The organism is Verminephrobacter aporrectodeae subsp. tuberculatae, assembly GCF_026127385.1.
In the GTDB taxonomy this organism is placed as follows: domain Bacteria; phylum Pseudomonadota; class Gammaproteobacteria; order Burkholderiales; family Burkholderiaceae_C; genus Acidovorax; species Acidovorax aporrectodeae.
The window spans coordinates 879,446-900,073 of the sequence record NZ_QZCX01000003.1 but is presented as its reverse complement, the minus strand read 5'-3'; the positions used below and the strand labels follow the sequence as shown (position 1 = coordinate 900,073).

Sequence of the window (20,628 nt, the reverse complement as noted above, 5' to 3'; positions counted from 1 at the left end):
AAATCACGGTCACTGGCCCAGTTGCAGGGTCTTGAGAAGCAGCGACTTGGCCGTGTTCATGACCTCGACGTTGTTCTGGTACGAGCGGGAGGCGGAAATCATGTTCACCATCTCCTCCACGGCGTTCACGTTGGAATGCGTCACATAGCCCTGCGCGTCGGCCAGGGGGTTGTCCGGGTCATGCACGCGCCGGCCGGGAACGGCGCTCTGGCGCATGCCGATCACGCGCACGCCCGCTGCGCCGTCTGCGCCCATGGGCGCCGTCTGGAAGACCACCTGGCGCGCCCTGTACGCCTGGCCATCCGGGCCGGCGACGGCGTCCACGTTGGCCAGATTGCTCGCGACGGTGTTCAGCCGCTGCGCCTGCGCGCTGATGGCGCTGCCGGACACGTTGAAGATGGAGAACATGGACATGGTGTGGGCCGCCGCGCCGGAGCGTTTGCTGAGTTACTGACCCTGGATCGCGCCAAGCATGGTCTTGGCGCTGCTGTCGAGAAAGCGCAGCGTGGCCTCGTAGCGCACGGCGTTGTCGACGAAGCTGGCGCGCTCGCGGTCCAGATCGACCGTGTTGCCGTCCAGGCTGGGCTCGGCTTGCAGCGCGTAGGCCCGCGTGTCCTGGTCCGTCCCGGCGCCGTGCTGTATGGCGGGCAGGGGGATGTGGCGGGGGTCGGTCACTCCCGTGCCGGCCGCGCCCGGTGGGGCATGCGCGCCCTCGGCGGGGCGCAGGGCCAGGCCCGAACCCATGCCGCTGGCTTGCCGCAGAGCCTGCCCGAAACGCCAGTCGCGCGCCACGTAGCCCGGCGTGTCGGCGTTTGCGATATTGCTCGCGAGGTCGCGCTGACGCTGTGCGCGCAGCACCAGGGCGCTGCCGTGAAAATTCAGCGGGCCGATCATCTTGTCGATCATGTCTGCCTCCCACCCAGGATTGCAGGATTGCGGGGTCTCGTGTGGATTATCGGAAGCGGGCTTCTTTTCCAAAGCACAAAGAGCGCGCCAATGGCTCCGCAGTTCGGGGCTTCGCGCGCGGTGCCGCTGCCTATAGTCCACGGTGCCCATCGCTGCCCCGGAGAGTCCGCCCAAGGAGGCCCCATGCCGTTGCCCACCCTGTCCTGCGCTCCTTCGCGCGGCCCTGCGCCGCTGCGGTGCGCGCTCTGGCTGCTCGGTCTGAGCGCGGCCCTGGGCGGCGGCGCGCTGGCGCAGCAGGGAGTGGACGATCCCGCGCCGCAGCTGGGCGCGCGTGCGCAGCGCTGGATCGAGGACGCGCTCGCGCACGAACGCGGCCAGCCGGCGCCGTGGCCGCTGCGCATGCAGGTGGATATCGGCGCGCTGGACCCGCGTTTGCGGCTCGCCCCCTGTTCCCGGGTCGAGCCCTACCTGCCCGTGGGCACGCGCCTGTGGGGGCGCACGCGCCTGGGGCTGCGCTGCGTGGCGGGAGCGGGCACGTGGAATGTGTTCCTGCCGGTGCTCGTGCGGGCCTGGGGTCCTGCCTGGGTGTTGACGCGCGACGTGGCGCCCGGCGCCGTCCTCGGCGCCGACGACGCCGCGCAGGCGCAGGTCGATTGGGCCGGCGAGTCCGCGCCGGTGCTGGCCCACCCCGATCTATGGGTGGGGCAGACCGCCGCGCGGCCACTGCGCGCGGGCCAGGCCCTGCGCCAGAACATGCTGCGCACGCAAAACCTGTTGCCCGCAGGCGCCCCGGTGAAGGTGTTGGCACGCGGGCCGGGCTACGCCGTCACGGCGGCGGGGCAGGCGCTGTCCGCCGGGGCGCCGGGGCAGACGGTGCGCGTGCGCATGGACAATGGCCGGATCGTCAACGCAGTCGTCCGGGATGGCAGCAGCGCGGACCTGGCGCTGGAATGACGCGGCGGTCACTGGGGTGGTGTCTTCCACGGCGCCATCGCGTGGATCCCAATATTGTCGACAATCACGCCGCCCAGCAGCCGCTGCGGCCACGGGAACGTCGATCGGGAGACACCATGAAATCGATTTCAGGAATCGTGCTCGCAGCCATGCTGGCATCGGGCTGCGCATCGCAGCAGCAGGGCGGCCAGAGCCGCATGCCGCCGGCGGATCGGGTCGTGGTGGTCAAAGAGGTCGGCAGCTTCCATGTCGGAGGGCGGCAGGTGACGCTGTCCGGCTTGCCGGAGAAGGAGCTCGTCTTCTCCGCCGGAGCGGCGCCGCGCCGCGTGAATCCGAATGGCGATTTCGAGGTCGGGCAAATGTACGTGCAGTACATCCGGCTCGACGCGGCCTCGCGCAAGGGGCGCTATCCGCTGCTCATGTGGCACGGCGGTGGGCTCTCGGGCGTCACCTGGGAATCCAAACCGGACGGCCAACCCGGCTGGCAGAGCTTCTTCCTCCAGGCCGGACACGACGTCTACGTGAGCGACGCGGTGGAGCGCGGCCGCGCGTCCTGGGCACGGTACCCGGAGATCTTCGAGACCGAACCGGTCTTTCGCACCAAGCAGGAGGCGTGGGAGTTGTTCCGGATCGGCCCGCCAGGCTCGTATGCCACCGACCCGGGCAAACGCCAGGTGTTTGCGCAAGGCACCCAGTTCCCGGTGGAAGCCTTTGACCAATTCACCAAGCAGAGTATTCCCCGCTGGGCGAGCAACGACGCAGCGACCCAGGCGGCCTACGACCAGTACGTGCAGAAGGTATGCCCGTGCGTGATCGTCGTGCACAGCCAGGGCGGGAATTTCGCCTTCAACGCGGCACTCAGGGCGCCGGACAAGATCAGGGGCGTGGTCGCCATCGAGCCCTCGGGGTCACCGGACCCGGAGAAGGTGGATTTGTCTGCGCTGAAGGGGATTCCGTTCCTCTTCATTTGGGGCGATTACCTGGACCGCGCGACCCTCTGGACCCGGGCCAGCCAAACCCTGGAGCGCTTTGAAAAAGCCCTTCAGCAGCAGGGCACCGACGCCACGCGCATCGATCTGCCGAAGCTTGGCGTGCACGGGAACTCGCACATGCTGATGATGGATCGCAATTCGGACGAGATTGCGCAAAGGGTCCAGAACTGGTTGGTGGCAAAGGGGCTGTCCCGATGAGCCTGAGCCGCGCATCACCCGGTAAAAAAAGGGCCAAGGGCAGCTAACCCGCCGTGCCCTCGGTCCTCTTGCGCAACGCAAGGACCCAGAGCAGGTTGGCGCTCAGGGACAGGGCGATGGCCGTGCCCACTGCGGTCCGTATGCTGGTGGCCATGGACGCAGCGCCCCCCAACAGTGTGCCGAAGATTGCCACGCCAAACGCCGAGCCCGTTTGGCGGCTGGCATTCAGGACACCCGCAGCGACTCCCGCACGGGCCGTCTCCGCGGCGCCCATCAGCAGGGTGGTGGCGGCGGGTGTGATGAGCCCGCTGCCCAGTCCCACGATGGGAAAACACAGGGCAGCGCGCCAGTACGGCGTATCCGCCGACAAGGCATACAGCCCGGCGAACCCTGCGGCGTACAGCAGGAATCCGGCCCCCACGACGAGCCGGGGACCGTATGACCGGGTCAAGGTCCCCGACCAGAAACTGCCCGCCGTGACACATGCCGTGAGGGGCAGGAAGGCGCATCCCGTGCGCAGCGGCGGCCACCCGCGCAGGGTCTGGAAATACAGGCTGAGCAGAAAGAACAACCCGTAGAAGACCAGCGCCGAAACCAGGGAAACGACCGTGGCAGCGAAAAAGGCGCTGCTGCGAAACAGTCTCAAGGGCATCAGCGGATCGCGGGTTCTGCTTTCGACGCGCAAAAACAGGACCCACGCGGCGACGGCGGTGCATGTCCCCATCCGGACCCAGGCGTTTTGCCATCCAAGCCGCTCGCCCTCGATCAGCAGCGCCACCGACAACGCGAGCGCGACGATCACCAGGACCTGGCCAAGGGCATCCAGCCTCCTGCTGGCGGGCGCGGGAGGCGCCACCGCCTCGATCCGGCTGGCAAGCCATGTGCCCACCAAGGCGATGGGCAGGTTCACGAAGAAGATGCTGCGCCAGCCCAGCAGATGAATGAGCAGCCCGCCCACGAGCGGTCCGGCGGCCATCGCGATACCGCCAAAGCCGGCCCATATGCCGATCGCCCGCGCGCGCCCGTCGGGCGTGGGATAGGCCGCGGTGATCAGGGCCAATGCGCACGGCACCAGCAGGGCTGCACCGATCCCTTGCAGCACCCGGGCCGCGATCAGCACCGGCAGGGAGGGCGCCAGAGCGCACAGGGCCGAGGCCAGCGCGAAAATCAGGAGGCCCGCGATGTAGGTCGGCTTCGCCCCGATCCGATCGCCCAGGGCGCCCCCGCTGAGCAACAGGCTCGCAAAAGCCAGCGTGTAAGCGGTCACGACCCATTGCAGTCCGGCCACGCTGGCACCCAGCGAGGCGGCAATGGGTTCCAGGGCGACGTTCACGATGGACGTATCGAGTATGACGATGACGTAGCTGAGGCTCGTCGCATTCAGCACGCGGCGCTGTGGATTCAGTGGGGTCCATGGCATGTGACGCTCCTGCTTCCTCGATGCAATGGACTATAGCCATCGGCCAAAGGAACATACTTCGCTGCGTATCGAAATAGGGGGAGGCCGCGCGGACCTCTCTGCGTGTATCCGAAAGGAAGGCCCGATGACGACGCACCACATCTCCACGGGGTGGCCCATTTGATCGGCGAGCCCGTGCGCTCCGTGATGCTGATCAGCTGGGCGGACGGAGGCTCCTGGCCGGCCGGCGCCCTGGCCGAGGCGGCGGGCGTGACCGCGCAGACCGCGAGTGCGCACCTGGCGAAACTGCTGGACGGCGGGCTGCTGACCGTCCAGCGCCAGGGCCGCCATCGCTACTACCGACTGGCCGGACCCCATGTCGTGAACGCGCTGGAGAGTCTGGCTGGGGTACGAGTGATCGGCGTTTGACCGATCTCTACCCGCGCTGGCCCGCACACCTCTCAGTATCTTTCATCATCCGGGGTGTTCCGAACGGATCATGAAAGGTGCAAGGAGGCAACTTCGGGGGCTGCCTTCTTCAAAGCCAGAGGTTGCCGGCCACCCCATCCGAGGCCTGCCCCACGATGGACAGCGGCATCTGCGCTGCGGCACCGGGCGCGGTGATGGCGCCGTTGGCCTGGCCGTCGGCGTCGAACGGTCCGCCATCGGTGATTGCAAAGTCCAGCCGCAGCCGCCCGCCTTCGCTCACCATCTTGCCGCCGTAGGGCGCACTGCTCAGGTTGACCCAGGTGTCGGTGCCGTCTTTCACCCAGTAGCCGCCCACGCCCAGCGCGGGGTCCAGATACAGGCTGAACGTCTCGCTGCCGTGGCCTGCGGCCAGCCTCGCCTCGAAGCGCAGCAGCCCGAGGGGCATCTCCATTGCCTGGGGCAGTTGGGTGGGGGCGTCCTTTTGCTCCAGGCGGGTGATGCGGGCGCCGCTGTCCGGGTCCAGCTTGCCGTCCTGGCTGCCGGCCACCAGGGTCACGGGGGTGCTGCTTGCGCTTTCTCCGCCGGTGGGGCGGACGGTGACGCGGGTCGATCCCACTGCCGCTTGCGTGCTGTCCTGGACGCCGTCTCCGTTGCCGTCGCCGGTGATGGGGGCTGCGCCAGAGGGGCCGGAGATACCGGGGGTCGGGTCTTCGAGGCTGTCGGGAATGCTGTCGCCGTCCGTGTCCTTGGTGTCCTTGGGCGCCGGGCCTTCCGGGGGCGATGGGCTCGGGGCTGGACCCGGACTTGGAGCCGGGCTCGGTGGCGCGGGGGTGCGGTTGTCCACCGGCATGGCCGCGAAACTGGCCGCGTCGTTGCCGGCCGTGTCCTGTATGGCGTTGGCATCGTTGCCGGTTGTGGGGTCGGTGTAGGCGACGCTCACTGCCTGGCCGTTGGCGACAGCGGTGGCCAGCGTCAGGCTCACGGTCTTTTCCTGCGCGCCTACCGCGATGGCGGTGACGGCGGTGAGTACCTTATCGACGCGCACCGTGAAGGCCGTGGCGGGCGGGACATGCGCCGCGTCCAGACTGGTCCCCTCGGTGTAGCGCAGCACCAGCTGGCTCGCGTTCACCGTGGCGCTGGCGAGCACCGGGGCCCGGGTGTCGATTTGGTAGCGGGCGCTATGGGCGTGGCCGGTGCCGGCGCGGCCTGCGGCGTTGCGCACGCCCTCCTGGTTCACGCTGATGGTGTTGCTGTTGTTCTCGACGCCGGCCGTGGGGGTGAATGTCGCCGTCCAGGTTCTGCCTTGGTCATTCGTCGTGGGGTCGGTGAATGTGCCGTTGGCATTGCTGAGCACGAGGTCGTCGCGCGTGAAGTCGGTGACGGGCTCGTTGAAGGCGATGGTGACTGTTGTGGTTTCGCCCACGGTCAGCTGGGTGTCGGCCAGCGTGAGGGTGGCCGTGGGGCCGGTGGTGTTTGCCGGTCGGGTGTCCACGCTGTAGTTGGCGCTGCTGGCGCTGCCGGTCCCGGCGTTGCCTGCGTCGTTGGTTACGCCGGCGAGGTTGACGCGGATGGTATTTTCCCCGGCGCTGACGTTGGCCGTGGGCGTGAATGTCGCTATCCAGACCGTGCGCTCGGTGTTGGCCGTGGGGGGACTCAGCGTGCCGCTCGTGCACACGATGTCGCTGGGGTCAAAGCCGTTGACGGGCTCGTTGAAGGTGATGGTGACGGTTGTGCTCTCGCCCGCGGTGAGCGCGTTGTCGGCCAGCGCGATGGTCGCCGTGGGGCGTGTGGTGTCCACGGAGTAGTTGTTGCTGGAGGCGGTGTCGGTCCCGGCGTTGCCTGCGTCGTCGCGCACATGGGCGAGGTTTACGCGGATGGTGTTCGTCCCGGCGTTGACGTTGGCCGTGGGCGTAAAGGTCGCCGTCCAGACCGTGCGCTCGGCGTTGGCCGTGGGCGGGCTCAGCGTGCCGCCCGGGCACACGATGTCGCTGGGGTCCAAGCCGGTGATGGGTTCGCTGAAGGTGATGGTGACGGTTGTGCTCTCGCCCGCGGTGAGCACGCTGTCGGCCAGCGTGATGGTCGCCGTGGGGCGCGTGGTATCGACGGAGTAGTTGTCGCTGGAGGCGCTGCCGGTCCCGGTGTTGCCCGCGTCGTCGCGCACACCGCCAAGGTTTATGTGGATGGTATTGGCCCGGGCGCTGACGTTGGCCGTGGGCGTGAAGGTCGCTGTCCAGACCGTGCGCTCGGCGTTGGCCGTGGGCGGGCTCAGCGTGCCGCCCGGGGACACGATGTCGCTGGGGTCCAAGCCGTTGACGGGTTCGCTGAAGGTGATGGTGACTGTCGTGGTCTTGCCCGCGGTGAGCGCGCTGTCGGCCAGCGTGATCGTGGCCGTGGGACCGGTGGTGTCTGCCGGCCGGGTGTCTACGGAGTAGTTGTCGCTGCTGGCGCTGCCGGTACCCGCGTTGCCCGCGTCGTCGCGCACGCCGCTGAGGTTCACACGGAGGGTATTTGCCCCGGCGCTAATGTTGGCCGTGGGCGTGAATGTCGCCGTCCAGACCGTGCGCTCGGTGTTCGCCGTGGGCGTGCTCAGCGTGCCGTTGGGGCACACGATGTCGCTGGTGTCCAAGCCGGTGACGGGCTCGCTGAAGCGGAAGCTGACGGTCGTGGTCTTGCCCGCGGTGAGCGCGCTGTCGGCCAGCGCAATGGTCGCCGTGGGGCGCGTGGTATCGACGGAGTAGTTGTTGCTGGATGCAGTGTCGGTCCCGGCATTGCCTGCGTCGTCGCTCACGTTGGCGAGGTTTATGCGGATGGTATTGGTCAGGACGCTGACGTTGGCCGTGGGCGTGAATGTCGCCGTCCAGACCGTGCGCTCGGTGTTGGCCGTGGGAGTGGTCAGCGTGCCGTTGGCGTCCGTGAGCACGATGTCGCTGGCGTCCAAGCCGGTGACGGGCTCGCTGAAGCGGAAGCTGACGGTCGTGGTCTTGCCCGCGGTGAGCGCGCTGTCGGCCAGCGTGATGGTCGCCGTGGGGCGTGTGGTATCGACGGAGTAGTTGTCGCTGCTGGCGCTGCCGGTACCGGCATTGCCTGCGTCGTTGCGCACGCCGCCAAGGTTTATGTGGATGGTGTTGGCCAGGACGCTGACGTTGGCCGTGGGCGTGAAGGTCGCCGTCCAGACCGTGCGCTCGGCGTTGGCCGTGGGCGGGCTCAGCGTGCCGCTCGTGCACACGATGTCGCTGGCGTCCAAGCGGTTGACGGGCTCGTTGAAGGTGATGGTGACGGTTGTGGTCTCGCCCGCGGTGAGCGCGTTGTCGGCCAGCGTGATCGTGGCCGTGGGGCCGGTGGTGTTTGCCGGCCGGGTGTCTACGGAGTAGTTGCCGCTGCTGGCGCTGCCGGTACCGGCGTTGCCCGCGTCGTCGCGCACGCCGCTGAGGTTTACGCGGATGGTATTGGCCTGGGCGCTGACGTTGGCCGTGGGCGTGAATGTCGCCGTCCAGACCGTGCGCTCGGTGTTCGCCGTGGGCGGGCTCAGCGTGCCGCCCGGGCACACGATGTCGCTGGGGTCCAAGCCGGTGACGGGTTCGCTGAAGGTGATGGTGACGGTTGTGGTCTCGCCTGCGGTGAGTCTGCTGTCGGCCAGCGTGATGGTCGCCGTGGGGCGCGTGGTGTCCACGGAGTAGTTGTTGCTGGATGCCGTGTCGGTCCCGGCGTTGCCTGCGTCGTCGCGCACACCGCTGAGGTTTACGCGGATGGTATTGGTCGGGGCGCTGACGTTGGCCGTGGGCGTGAATGTCGCCGTCCAGACCGTGCGCTCGGTGTTGGCCGTGGGCGTTGTCAGCGTGCCGTTGGCGTCCGTGAGCACGATGTCGCTGGGGTCAAAGTCTTTGACGGGCTCGCTGAAGCGGAAGCTGACTGTCGTGGTCTCGCCCGCGGTGAGTGCGGTGTCGGCCAGCGTGATGGTCGCCGTGGGGCGCTGGGTATCGACGGAGTAGTTGGTGCTGGTGGCCGTGCCCACCCCGGTGTTGCCTGCGTCGTCGCGCACACCGCTGAGGTTCGCACGGATGGTATTGGTTGGGGCGCTGACGTTGGCCGTGGGCGTGAATGTCGCCGTCCAGACCGTGCGCTCGGTGTTGGCCGTGGGCGTTGTCAGCGTGCCGTTGGCGTCCGTGAGCACGATGTCGCTGGGGTCAAAGTCTTTGACGGGCTCGCTGAAGCGGAAGCTGACTGTTGTGCTTTCGCCCGCGGTGAGTACGGTGTCGGCCAGCGTGATGGTCGCCGTGGGGCGCTTGGTGTCCACGCTGTAGTGGGTGCTGGTGGCTGTGCCCACCCCGGTGTTGCCTGCGTCGTCGCGCACACCGCTGAGGTTCGCACGGATGGTATTGGTTGGGGTGCTGGCGTTGGCCGTTGGCGTAAATGTCGCCGTCCAGACCGTGCGCTCGGCGTTGGCCGTGGGAGGGCTCAGCGTGCCGCTCGTGCACACGATGTCGCTGGTGTCAAAGCCGGTAACGGGTTCGCTGAAGCGGAAGCTGACTGTCGTGCTCTCGCCCGCTGTGAGCACGGTGTCGGCCAGCGTGATGGTCGCCGTGGGGCGCACGGTATCGACGGAGTAGTTGGTGCTGCTGGCGCTGCCGGTCCCGGCGTTGCCCGCGTCGTCGCTCACACCGCTGAGGTTTACGCGGATGGTATTCGTCAGGACGCTGACGTTGGCCGTGGGCGTGAAGGTTGCCGTCCAGACCGTGCGCTCGGCGTTGGCCGTGGGGGGACTCAGCGTGCCGTTGGCTTCAGTGAGCACGATGTCGCTGGCGTCCAAGCCGGTAACGGGCTCGCTGAAGCGGAAGCTGACTGTCGTGCTCTCGCCCGCGGTGAGCGCGCTGTCGGCCAGCGTGATGGTCGCCGTGGGGCGCACGGTATCGACGGAGTAGTTGGTGCTGCTGGCGCTTCCGGTCCCGGCGTTGCCCGCGTCGTCGGACACGCCGCTGAGGTTCACGCGGATGGTATTCGCCTCGGCGCTGACGTTGGCCGTGGGCGTGAAGGTCGCTGTCCAGACCGTGCGCTCGGCGTTGGCCGTGGGGGGGCTCAGCGTGCCGCTCGTGCACACGATGTCGCTGGTGTCAAAGCCGGTAACGGGCTCGTTGAAGCGGAAGCTGACTGTCGTGCTTTCGCCCACGGTGAGCGCGCTGTCGGCCAGCGTGATGGTCGCGGTGGGTCGCTCGGTATCGACGGAGTAGTTGGTGCTGCTGGCGCTGCCGGTCCCGGCGTTGCCTGCGTCGTCGGACACGCCGCTGAGGTTCACGCTGATGGTATTGGCCCGGGCGCTGATGTTGGCCGTGGGTGTGAAGGTTGCCGTCCAGACCGTGCGCTCGGCGTTCGCCGTGGGTGGGCTCAGCGTGCCGCTCGTGCACACGATGTCGCTGGCGTCCAAGCCGGTAACGGGCTCGCTGAAGCGGAAGCTGACTGTCGTGCTCTCGCCCGCGGTGAGCGTGCTGTCGGCCAGCGTGATGGTGGCAGTGGGGCGCTCGGTATCGACGGAGTAGTTGGTGCTGCTGGCGCTGCCGGTTCCGGCGTTGCCCGCGGCGTCGGACACGCCGCTGAGGTTTACGCGGATGGTATTCGTCAGGACGCTGACGTTGGCCGTGGGTGTGAAGGTTGCTGTCCAGACGGTGCGCTCGGCATTCGCCGTGGGTGGGCTCAGCGTGCCGCTCGTGCACACGATGTCGCTGGCGTCCAAGCCGGTGACGGGCTCGTTGAAGCGGAAGCTGACTGTTGTGGTTTCGCCTGCAGTGAGCGCGGTGTCGGCCAGCGTGATGGTCGCCGTGGGGCGCTCGGTATCGACGGAGTAGTTGGTGCTGCTGGCGCTGCCGGTCCCGGCGTTGCCCGCGTCGTCGGACACGCCGCTGAGGTTCACACGGATGGTATTGGCCAGGGCGCTGACGTTGGCCGTGGGCGTGAAGGTGGCTGTCCAGACCGTGCGCTCGGCGTTGTGCGTGAGCGTGCCCAGCGTGCCGTTGGCTTCAGTGAGCACGATGTCGCTGGCGTCCAAGCCGGTGACGGGCTCGTTGAAGCGGAAGCTGACGGTGGTGGTTTTGTCCACGGTGAGCGCGTTGTCGGCCAGCGTGATGGTCGCCGTGGGCCGCACGGTATCGACGGAGTAGTTGTCGCTGCTGGCGCGGCCGGTCCCGGCGTTGCCCGCGTCATTGGTCACGCCGGCAAGGTCCACGCGGATGGTATTCGTCGCAGCATTGGCGCCCGCGTTGGGCGTGAGGGTCGCCGTCCAGAGCGTGCGCTCGGCGTTCGCCGTGGGCCGGCTCAGCCTGCCGTTGGGGCACACGATGTCGCTGGCGTCCAAGCCGTTGACGGGCTCGTTGAAGATGAAGCGGACGGTCGTGCTCTCGCCCGCGGTGAGCGTGCTGTCGGCCAGCGTAATGGTGGCCGTGGGGCGCGTGGTGTGCACGCTGTAGTTGGTGCTGCTGGCCCTGCCGGTCCCGGCGTTGCCCGCGTCGTCGCGCACGCCGGTGAGGTCCACGCGGATGGCGTTCGTCCGGGCGTTGGCGTGGGCGTTGGGCGTGAGGGTCGCTGTCCAGAGCGTGCGCTCGGCGTTCGCCACGGGCGTGCTCAGCCTGCCGTTGGGGCACACGATGTCGCTGGTGTCCAAGCCGTTGACGGGCTCGTTGAAGCGGAAGCTGACGGTGGTGGTTTCGCCCGCGGTGAGCGCGCTGTCGGCCAGCGTGATGCTCGTCGCGGTGGGGCGCGTGTTGTCCACGGAGTAGTTGGCGCTGATGGCGCTGCCGGTCCCGGTGTTGCCCGCGTCGTCGGTCACGCCGGCGAGGTTCACGCGGATGGTGTTCACCCGGGCGCTGATGTCCTCCGCAGGCGTATAGGTGGCCGTCCAGACCGTGCGCGCGGCGTTGGCCGTGGGCGTTGTCAGCGTGCCGTTGGTGTACACGATGTCGTCGGTGTCAAAGCCGTTGACGGGCTTGTTGAAGCGGAAGCTGACGGTCGTGGTTTCGTCCACGGTGAGCGCGCTGTCGGCCAGCGTGATGGTCGCCGTGGGGCGCACGGTGTCCACGGAGTAGTTGGCGCTGCTGGCGCTGCCGGTGCCGGCGTTGCCCGCGTCGTCGCGCACGCCGGCGAGGTTCACGCTGATCGTATTCACCGCGTCATTGGCGTTGGCGTTGGGCGTGAAGGTCGCCGTCCAGAGCGTGCGCTCGGCGTTCGGCGTGAGCGCGCCCAGCGTGCCGTTGGCGTCGGTGAGCACGACGTCGCTGGCGTCGAAGCCGGTGACGGGCTCGTTGAAGCGGAAGCTGACGGTCGTGGTCTGGCCCGCGATGAGCGCGGTGTTGGCCAGCGTGATGGTGGCCGTGGGGGCGCTGGTGTCGCGCGTGTCCACGCTGTAGTTGGCGCTGCTGGCCGTGCCCACCCCGGCGTTGCCCGCGGCGTCGGCGACGCCGGCGAGGTTCACGCTGATCGTATTCGTCGCATCGCCCACCTTGTCCGTGGGCGTGAAGGTCGCCGTCCAGAGCGTGCGCTCGGCGTTCGGCGTGAGCGCGCCCAGCGTGCCGTTGGCGTCGGTGAGCACGATGTCGCTGGCGTCGAAGCCGGTGACGGGTTCGTTGAAGCGGATGCTGACGGTCGTGGTCTGGCCCCTGGTGAGCACGTTGTCGGCCAGCGTGATGGTCGCCGTGGGGCGCACGGTATCGACGGAGTAGTTGGTGCTGCTGGCGCTGCCCACCCCGGCGTTGCCCGCGTCGTCGCGCACCCCGGCGAGGTTTACCCGGATGGTATTGGCCAGGGCGCTGACGTTGTCCGTGGGCGTGAAGGTCGCCGTCCAGAGCGTGCGCTCGGCGTTCGGCGTGAGCGCGCCCAGCGTGCCGTTGGCGTCGGTGAGCACGACGTCGCTGGCGTCGAAGCCGGTGACGGGCTCGTTGAAGGTGATGCTGACGGTTGTGCTCTCGCCCGCAGTGAGTGCGGTGTCGGCCAGCGTGATGGTCGCCGTGGGGCGCACGGTATCGACGGAGTAGTTGGTGCTGCTGGCGCTGCCCACCCCGGCGTTGCCCGCGTCGTCGCGCACCCCGGCGAGGTTTACCCGGATGGTATTCACCAGGGTGCTGACCTTGTCCGTGGGCGTGAAGGTCGCCGTCCAGAGCGTGCGCTCGGCGTTCGGCGTGAGCGCGCCCAGCGTGCCGTTGGCGTCGGTGAGCACGACGTCGCTGGCGTCCAAGCCGGTGACGGGTTCGTTGAAGCGGATGCTGACGGTGGTGGTTTCGCCCGCGGTGAGCGCGGTGTCGGCCAGCGTGATGGTCGCCGTGGGGGCGCTGGTGTCGCGCGTGTCCACGCTGTAGTTGGCGCTGCTGGCCGTGCCCACCCCGGCGTTGCCCGCGTCGTCGCGCACCCCGGCGAGGTTTACGCTGATCGTATTCGCCCTATCGTTGACCTTGTCCGTGGGCGTGAAGGTGGCCGTCCAGAGCGTGCGCTCGGCGTTCGGCGTGAGCGCGCCCAGCGTGCCGTTGGCGTCGGTGAGCACGACGTCGCTGGCGTCGAAGCCGGTGACGGGCTCGTTGAAGCGGATGCTGACGGTGGTGGTTTCGCCCGCGGTGAGCGCGGTGTCGGCCAGCGTGATGGTCGCCGTGGGGGCGCTGGTGTCGCGCGTGTCCACGCTGTAGTTGGCGCTGCGGGAGTGGCCCACTCCGGCCCGGCCTGCGGCGTTGGTCACGCCGGCCAGGTTCACGCTGATGGTGTTGCTGCTGTCGTTGACGTTGGGCGCGGGCGTGAAGACGGCGCTCCAGGTTCTGCCGCCATCTGTGCTGTTCAACGCGCCCAGCGTGCCGTTGGCGTCGGTGAGCACGATGTCGTCGCTCGCGAAGCCGGTGACGGATTCGCTGAAGTGAAAGGTGACGGTGGTGGTTTCGCCCGCGGTGAGGACGCTGTCGGTCAGCGTGATGGTGGCGTAGGGGCGCGTGGGGTCGATGGTGTCTACCGCGTAGCTGGCGCTGGTGGCCTGGCCCTCGCCGGTGTTGCCTGCGATGTCGCGCACGCCGCCGAGGTTCACGCGGAGGGTGTTCGTCGCGTCGTTCACGTTGGCCGTGGGCGTGAAGAGGGCGGTCCAGGTTTTGCCGTCGGTGTCGGCGGTGAATGCGCTCAGCGTGCCGTTGGCGTCGCTGAGCACGATGTCATCCATCGTGAAGTCGGTGACGGGCTCGCTGAAGCGGAAGGTGACGCGGGTGCTCTCGCCCACGGTGAGGCTGGAGTCGGCCAGCGCAATGGTCGCGCTCGGGCGCACGAGGTCGATGCTGTAGAGGACTTCGCTGAAATTCCTCGAATCCCGCGGGCCCGTGTTGCCCGCGACGTCGGTGAATCTTTGGCGAAGGCTGATGAGGTTGTCCGCCGATGAGCTGCCGGAAGTCGGGGCCGTGAGGGTGATCTGCCAGCTGATGCCGTCGCTGGTGCGCAGGTTGGACAATGCGCCGCGGTTGTTCTCCGAGGACCACTGACCATAGAGGTTCGACAGGGAGAGGTCCGCCAGGGCGAGGCTGCTTTGATTCAGCGCTTCGGAGAAGGTGAGGGTGACGGTGGTCGATTCGCCGATGCCAAGCTGGGCGTCCGCGATGGCGAGGGAGCGCACCGTGGGCTGCCGGGTGTCTATCAGGTAGCCGAAGCTGGTGGACTGGCCCACGCCGGCCCGGCCTGCGGCGTTGGTCACGCCGGCCAGGTTCACGCCGATGGTATTGCTGCTGTTCTCGGTGTTGGCTGCGGGGGTGAACGTGGCGGTCCAGGTTTTGCCGTCCGGATCGGCCGTGAGGGGGCCCAGCGTGCCATTCGCGTCCGTGAGCACGACGTCGTCCGCCGTGAAGCCGTTGACGCGCTCACTGAAGCGGAAGGTGACGAGGGTGGTGTCGCCTATCGCGAGGCTGCTGTCGGCCAGCGTGATGCGGGCGGTGGGGTGCACGGTGGTGGTGTCGATGGCGTAGTCGGCGCTGGCGGCACGGCCGCTGCCGGCCAGGCCCGTTGCGGCGTCGATCACACCGGAGAGGTTCACGATGATGCGGTTGCGGACGTTTGCCAGGTTGGCCGTGGGCGTGAAGATCGCGGTCCAGGTCTTGCCGTCTGCGAAGGGCATGAGCTCGCCGAGCGTGCCGTTGGCCTCGATGAGGTCGATGTCGTCTGCCGTGAAGCCGGTGGTGAGCGTGTTGAAGAGGAAGATGGCGGTGGTGGTTTGGCCCACCGTGAGGCTGGTGTCGGCGAGCGTGATGGTGGCGACGGGTCCCCGGGTGGCGATTGTGTAGTTGGGGCTGTAGGCGCTGCCAATACCGGCGTTGCCTGTGGCGTCGGTGACCCCCCCGAGGTTCACGCGGATGGTGTTGCTCGCGTCCTCCACGTTGGCCGTGGGCGTGAAGGGGGCGCTCCAGGTTCTGCCGTCGGCGTCGGCGCTGAGCGGACCGAGCGTGCCGTTGGCGTCCGAGAGGTCTACGTCGCTCGCGTCAAAGCCGGTGACGGGCTCGTTGAAGACGAAGCGGACGGTCGTCGTTTCGCCCACCGTGAGGCGGCTGTCGGCCAAGTGGATGGTGGCGCTGGGGGGCAGGGTGTCCACGGTGTAGTTGGCGCTGCTGGCGGAGCCTATGCCGGCCTTGCCGGCAGTGCTGCGCACACCGGCAAGGTTCATGCCGATGCTGCCGGTCGTGGCGTTGGTGATGGCCTGGGGCGTAAAGATCGCCGTCCAGGTTTTGCCGTCGGAGCCCAGCGCAGTGAGTGCGCCCAGCGTGCCGCTGGCATGCGTGAGCACGACGTCGTCGCTCGTGAAGTCGGTGACGGCTTGGTCGAAGCGGAAGGTGACGGTGGTGGTTTCGCCGAATTTGAGCGTGCTCTGGGCCAGCGTGATGGTGGCGATGGGTCCCGTGGTGTCCAACTGAAAGTTGGAACTGGTGAAACGGTCTTCGCCGGTATTGCCCGCCAGGTCGCGCAGGCCGCTCATGTTCACGCTGATGGTGTTGCTCGTGTCGTTGGTATTCGCCGGGACGGTGAGGGTGGCGTTCCAGAATCTTCCATCTGAGCCGCGCGTGAGCGCGCTCAGCGTGCCGTGGGTGTCGCTCAGGTCGACGTCGTCGGTGCCGAAGTCGGTGATCTCCTCGGCGAAGCTGAAGGTGACGGCGAGGGTGGCTCTTCCCTCTGTGTCAAAGCGGATTCCGGCGACCGTGATGCTGTCGAGCAGGGGCCGTATGGTGTCGGAAACGAAATACCGGGACCATCCGACGCCGGATCCCTGATGGCCATCCGCGTCGGTCACGTGGGCAAGGTCCAGAAAGATTCGGTTGTCGGAATTCTCCACGAGATATCCCGTCCCCAGCGTGGCGTAGAAATGCTTGGCATTGTTGGGGTCCCTGCTCAGGCTGCCAACCCAATCCAGAGCCCGTGGCAGCACCACGTCGCTGAGGGTGAAACTCGACTCCAACGGCCATCCGTTGAACTCGAAATGCACCACGAGGTTCACGCCGGCGCGCAGAACATCGCCTTCGAGCCAAATGTTCACGGCAGTGACGGTCGTGGTCTGCATGCTGCTGGCGGATTCGGTGGTGCGCACCTGGAAGTTGGAGCCGGTGACGCGGCCTGTGCCGGCGTTGCCTGCGAGGTCGCGCACGGTGCCCATGTCCACGCTGATGGTGTTGGTGGTGTCGCTGACGTTGGCCGTGGGCGTGAAGATCGCGGTCCAGGTTTTGCCGTCTTGGTTGCGCGTGGGCGCGCTCAGCGTGCCATGGGCGTTGCTCAAGTCGATTTGGTCGATGGTGAAGTTGGCGATGGCCTCGTCGAAGAGGAAAGTGACGGTGGCGGTTTCGCCCGCGCCCAGGTAGCTGTCGGAGACCGTGATGATTCTGAGATGGGGCAATATGTTGTCGAAAGCAAACTCTGCGGAGTGGAAGACCCCGGAGCCCTGATGGCCGCCCGCATTGGTCACCCTGGCAAGGTCCAGGCTGACGCGGGCGTTGAAATGGCCGTTCATGGTCGGCACCATCGTGGCGGAGAAGTGCTTGGCATCGCCCGGGTCCTGGCGCAGTTCGCCACGCCAGCCAATGCCCCGTGGCAGCACCACGTCGCTGAGGGTGAAGCTCGACGCCAACGGCGCTTGGTTGAATTCGAAATGCACGACGATGCTTGCATCACTGACCAGCGTATGGCTTTCGAGCCGAATGTTGACGGACGTGATGGCGTTCAGCGCGGGGTTCCAGGTGTTGACGGTGTAGTTGCCGCTGTAGACGGGGTTGCTTCCGCCGGAGGAGTCCTGTCCCGCGTTGCCATGCAGGTCGCGCACCTGGCTGACGTTCAGGCCGATCTTGCAATCTGCGGTGTTTGCCGTGTGGGCTGTGGGGGTGAAGATGGCGATCCAGGTGTCGCCGCCGGTGATGCTGTAGAGGTCGCCCAGCGTGCCATGGGCATTGGAGAGGTCGATGGCTGCCCTGACGCTTGCGACGCTGACTATCTCGTTGAAAACGAACCTGACCCTGGTGGTTTTGCCGATTTGGAGGTTGGTGTCGTCGAGCGTGATGCGCTCAAGCCGGGGGTTGACGGTATCGACGGAAATCCAATCGGATTGGGAGACCCCTGAGCCCGCATCGCCGGTCTCATCTGCTATCAGATTGATATGTTCTATGGTGATGCGGCCGCCACAGTCTTCCCTGTTGTCATCCGCACTCAGTGTGGCCCAGTAGTGACGGCTATCGTCGGGGTCCCTGGTCAACCCGCTGGTCCAGCGGGTACCGGACGGCATGGTCGTACAGTCGTCGACGAGGTTGAAAGCCACGTGCCGCGGCGTTTCGTTGAACCTGAAATGCACGGTGGTCGATTCACCCTTGCCCAGCTTGTATTTGTCGGCCCGAATGCTGACGGAAGTGATAGCCATGGTGTTTCCTTGAGCGGGTGGTGTGCGGTGGCGGACTCGGGGCGCAGCCCCTGCGACGGGTTGGGATCCCACCGCAACGGGAACGGAAACGTAACAAAAGTGATGCACATTTGAACATAGGCCGGCGTTTTATTCGGCAATTCCTCAGGCCGACCCGGCGTACCCTCGCGCGCCACCGCTCGACCCTTGTGCGGAACACATGGCGCAGGCGGTGATCTCGTCCACCCCTTTGGCGCGGCCAAGGGCCTGCTGTTGCTGCGCATCGCCGGGCCCTGCGCGCGTTCAGGCGCCCGCGCGCTACGGGCCGGACCCTTTGGCTTGTGCGAGTGCAATAAACGCGGATTTCTCAGTCCGTGCAAACCCTGGTTTGTACGGACGAGTCAGGCGGACGCACAGATGCTGGCTTGCTGCCTGCTGGATCGGAATCGTTCGACGCTGGCTTCATGAAACCGCCGAAAGCAAGGCCTCATGAGGTTTGCGCGGAGGGTGTTCGTCGGGGCGTTGACGCTGGCCGTGGGCGCGCTCAGCCAAGCCCTGTGCACGAAGGCATCATTTCGTGCAAGCATTAACGTCCCCCGTGACCCCTCTTGAGGAAGATGGGCCCGGGGGAGGCCGCGCGGACCTCTCTGCGTGTATCCGAAAGGAAGACCCGATGACGACGCACCACATCTCCACGGTGGCCCATTTGATCGGCGAGCCCGTGCGCTCCGTGATGCTGATCAGCTTGGCGGACGGAGGCTCCTGGCCGGCCGGCGCCCTGGCCGAGGCGGCGGGCGTGACCGCGCAGACCGCGAGTGCGCACCTGGCGAAACTGCTGGACGGCGGGCTGCTGACCGTCCAGCGCCAGGGCCGCCATCGCTACTACCGGCTGGCCGGACCCCATGTCGTGAGCGCGCTGGAGAGTCTGGCAGCGATAGGCCCGGTGACACCGGTCTGGCGCCGTACCCCGAATCGCGCGGCCCGGCAGCTGCGCTTCGCCCGTTGCTGCTATGACCACCTGGCCGGTCAGATGGGGGTGGCGATGACCCAGGCGATGCTGGGACGCGGCTTGCTGCGAGAAGGTCAGGAGCGGGTGTATGCCCTGACGGCGGCCGGAAGCCGCTGGCTCGAAGAACTCGGCCTGGACATCGGCGACCCGGTGCTCGGGAACGACCGCTGCGCACGCCAATGCCTCGACTGGACCGAGCGCCAACACCATCTGGCAGGCCCTCTGGGCGCACGCCTGATGGACGCCTATATCTTGTGGAAGTGGATGAGGAAGACGCAGGGATCGCGCGCGCTGGCCATCACGCAACAAGGATGGTCGGCGCTCGCGCAGCACTTTGGCATCGACCGCAGCCTGGATGACGGCATGCATGCTCTGCCGGAGGTGAGCATCAGTTATAGAAGTTCGTGAGATGCAGGGGGCCTCAGGGGCGTTGTTGCATACCGCGTACATTCCCAATCCTTTGCCAAGGAGAAAATGAATTGCACACCATTCACTATCCAACGCGCTCTCAAGTCTTGGGATCGAGTGCGTCCGCCACGAGGGTCCAGTCCCTGGAATCGAACGGTCTGCAAGCGCACACCTACCTGCGGCCCGGTTGCACATTCGACATTTCTCTGCAAGATCGGCTCTTTACCATGCTTGTCGAAGTGACTTCTTCCGCATTCGGAGCGGACATGACTTCGTACTGGAAGCTCCGAAGGGAACAGGATTACTTCCACAAGCTGGAGAGCTTTACGTTGTTCGTCGAGGGCGATGATCAGATCGTTGGATGGACCGGTTATTGCATCATCGAGCCGGACGCCTCCTCACAGATCCTGTACATCGACTCGACCGGGGTGGTGCCCCGGCACCAGTCTGGCGGCGTGATGAAACGCATCGCTGCGGATCAATGGCTTCCCCGCGCCGAGGAAGCCTGCGAGCGCTTCTCCGAGGTCTATCTGACGGCGCGCACCGAGAGCCCCGTGTTCTACAGGCTATTGCGTCGTCTGGTAGGGCCGGAAAAGATATATCCCGCGGCGCATGATCGTCTACCGGCCAACGTTCTGCGGTGCGCGGAGCAGCTGGCGACATGGCTGGGGCAGAGGCATCTCTTGCAAAAGGACTCCCTGCTGCTGCGCAATGCGTACGCCGTGGTGGATGCACTCTACGGCAAACTGCCGTCAACGGGTGAGGTGCAACTCGACCGCCTTTTCCGTGAAGTTCTGGGGCCTCTGGATGCCTATCTGCTGATCGCCCAGGTAGGATCTGCCCCATGACGACCCGTTTCTCCCGCGACGCGGTGTTTGTTTTTCCAAGCCTGAAAGTCCCATGATGATGAAATTTGGATACACCATCGTTTACGTACCGGATGTCGCAGCTTCCTTGGCCTTCTTCGAGAAGGCATTTGGGTTCAAGCAACGCTTCATGACCGAGCAGAGGGATTACGGCGAGTTGGAAACCGGCGGCACCATCCTCTCTTTCGCATCGCACGAGCTCGCGGAGTCGCACTCGAAGCAGGGCTTCGTTTACTGTAGCCAGACCGAGAAACCGCTGGGTGTCGAGTTTGCTTTCGTGACCGACGATGTGCAGCAGGCCCACGCGACCGCCCTGAAGGCGGGCGCCGTCGAGATCGCGGCGCCGATGCTAAAGCCCTGGGGTCAAACGGTCTCGTACCTGCGCTGCCCCGACGGGTCGCTGGTGGAACTGTGCACTCCCATGGGGTGATGACCGCGCGGAAGACCATGGACCCGAATCGCGTGGACCGGAAGCTATAGTCCGGTTCCGGGTGATCGGATGACCGGATAGGGGTAGTGGGCTGCCGGCGTTGCGCGTACAACCGCAGGCTCGGGAGTACGCATCCGCCGTACCGGTGCGCCGGATCGTGCCATTGCGTGCATTC

The 20,628-nt window shown here is 66.8% G+C and carries 10 protein-coding genes; 6 read left to right on the top strand and 4 right to left on the bottom strand.

Annotated elements, in window-relative coordinates; genetic code table 11:
* Nucleotides 1-9 precede the first annotated feature (9 nt).
* Nucleotides 10-414: a flagellar basal body rod protein FlgC gene (gene flgC / locus D5041_RS19065; protein WP_265259049.1), complete on the bottom strand. Its 405-nt coding sequence runs from the start codon at nucleotides 412-414 to the stop codon at nucleotides 10-12.
* Between the two features lie 33 nt (nucleotides 415-447).
* On the bottom strand, nucleotides 448-906 hold the full coding sequence (locus D5041_RS19060; protein ID WP_265259048.1) for a flagellar basal body rod protein FlgB: 459 nt from the start codon (nucleotides 904-906) through the stop codon (nucleotides 448-450).
* A 183-nt stretch (nucleotides 907-1,089) separates the two neighbouring features.
* Here D5041_RS19060 and flgA point away from each other — a divergent pair, with 183 nt between their 5' ends.
* Both flgA and D5041_RS19050 read left to right on the top strand, forming a co-directional pair.
* A complete protein-coding gene (gene flgA, locus D5041_RS19055; RefSeq protein WP_265285485.1) occupies nucleotides 1,090-1,860 on the top strand; it encodes a flagellar basal body P-ring formation chaperone FlgA in 771 nt (256 codons plus the stop codon).
* Nucleotides 1,861-1,976: 116 nt separating this feature from the next.
* On the top strand, nucleotides 1,977-3,050 hold the full coding sequence (locus tag D5041_RS19050) for an alpha/beta hydrolase (RefSeq protein ID WP_265285484.1): 1,074 nt from the start codon (nucleotides 1,977-1,979) through the stop codon (nucleotides 3,048-3,050).
* 43 nt (nucleotides 3,051-3,093) lie between these two features.
* On the opposite strand, the gene D5041_RS19045 is transcribed toward D5041_RS19050, so the two are convergent.
* Nucleotides 3,094-4,470, bottom strand: coding sequence for an MFS transporter (locus D5041_RS19045; protein ID WP_265285483.1), 1,377 nt, complete (start codon nucleotides 4,468-4,470; stop codon nucleotides 3,094-3,096).
* A 150-nt stretch (nucleotides 4,471-4,620) separates the two neighbouring features.
* Here D5041_RS19045 and D5041_RS19040 point away from each other — a divergent pair, with 150 nt between their 5' ends.
* Nucleotides 4,621-4,878 carry an ArsR/SmtB family transcription factor gene (locus tag D5041_RS19040; protein ID WP_265285482.1) on the top strand — a complete coding sequence of 86 codons (258 nt, stop codon included), beginning with the start codon at nucleotides 4,621-4,623 and terminating at the stop codon, nucleotides 4,876-4,878.
* 109 nt (nucleotides 4,879-4,987) lie between these two features.
* Here the strand turns inward: D5041_RS19040 and D5041_RS19035 are convergent, their stop codons facing one another.
* Nucleotides 4,988-17,761 (bottom strand): Ig-like domain-containing protein, encoded by a 12,774-nt coding sequence (locus D5041_RS19035; protein WP_265285481.1) that lies wholly within the window; start codon nucleotides 17,759-17,761, stop codon nucleotides 4,988-4,990.
* 652 nt (nucleotides 17,762-18,413) lie between these two features.
* Between D5041_RS19035 and D5041_RS19030 the strand changes: the two genes are divergently transcribed.
* The 3 genes from D5041_RS19030 to D5041_RS19020 all read left to right on the top strand — a co-directional run bounded on the left by D5041_RS19030 (nucleotide 18,414) and on the right by D5041_RS19020 (nucleotide 20,453).
* A complete protein-coding gene (locus tag D5041_RS19030) occupies nucleotides 18,414-19,157 on the top strand; it encodes an ArsR/SmtB family transcription factor (RefSeq protein WP_265285480.1) in 744 nt (247 codons plus the stop codon).
* A 71-nt stretch (nucleotides 19,158-19,228) separates the two neighbouring features.
* On the top strand, nucleotides 19,229-20,005 hold the full coding sequence (locus tag D5041_RS19025; protein WP_265259042.1) for a GNAT family N-acetyltransferase: 777 nt from the start codon (nucleotides 19,229-19,231) through the stop codon (nucleotides 20,003-20,005).
* 58 nt (nucleotides 20,006-20,063) lie between these two features.
* Nucleotides 20,064-20,453 carry a VOC family protein gene (locus tag D5041_RS19020; protein WP_265285763.1) on the top strand — a complete coding sequence of 130 codons (390 nt, stop codon included), beginning with the start codon at nucleotides 20,064-20,066 and terminating at the stop codon, nucleotides 20,451-20,453.
* Nucleotides 20,454-20,628: the final 175 nt, after the last annotated feature.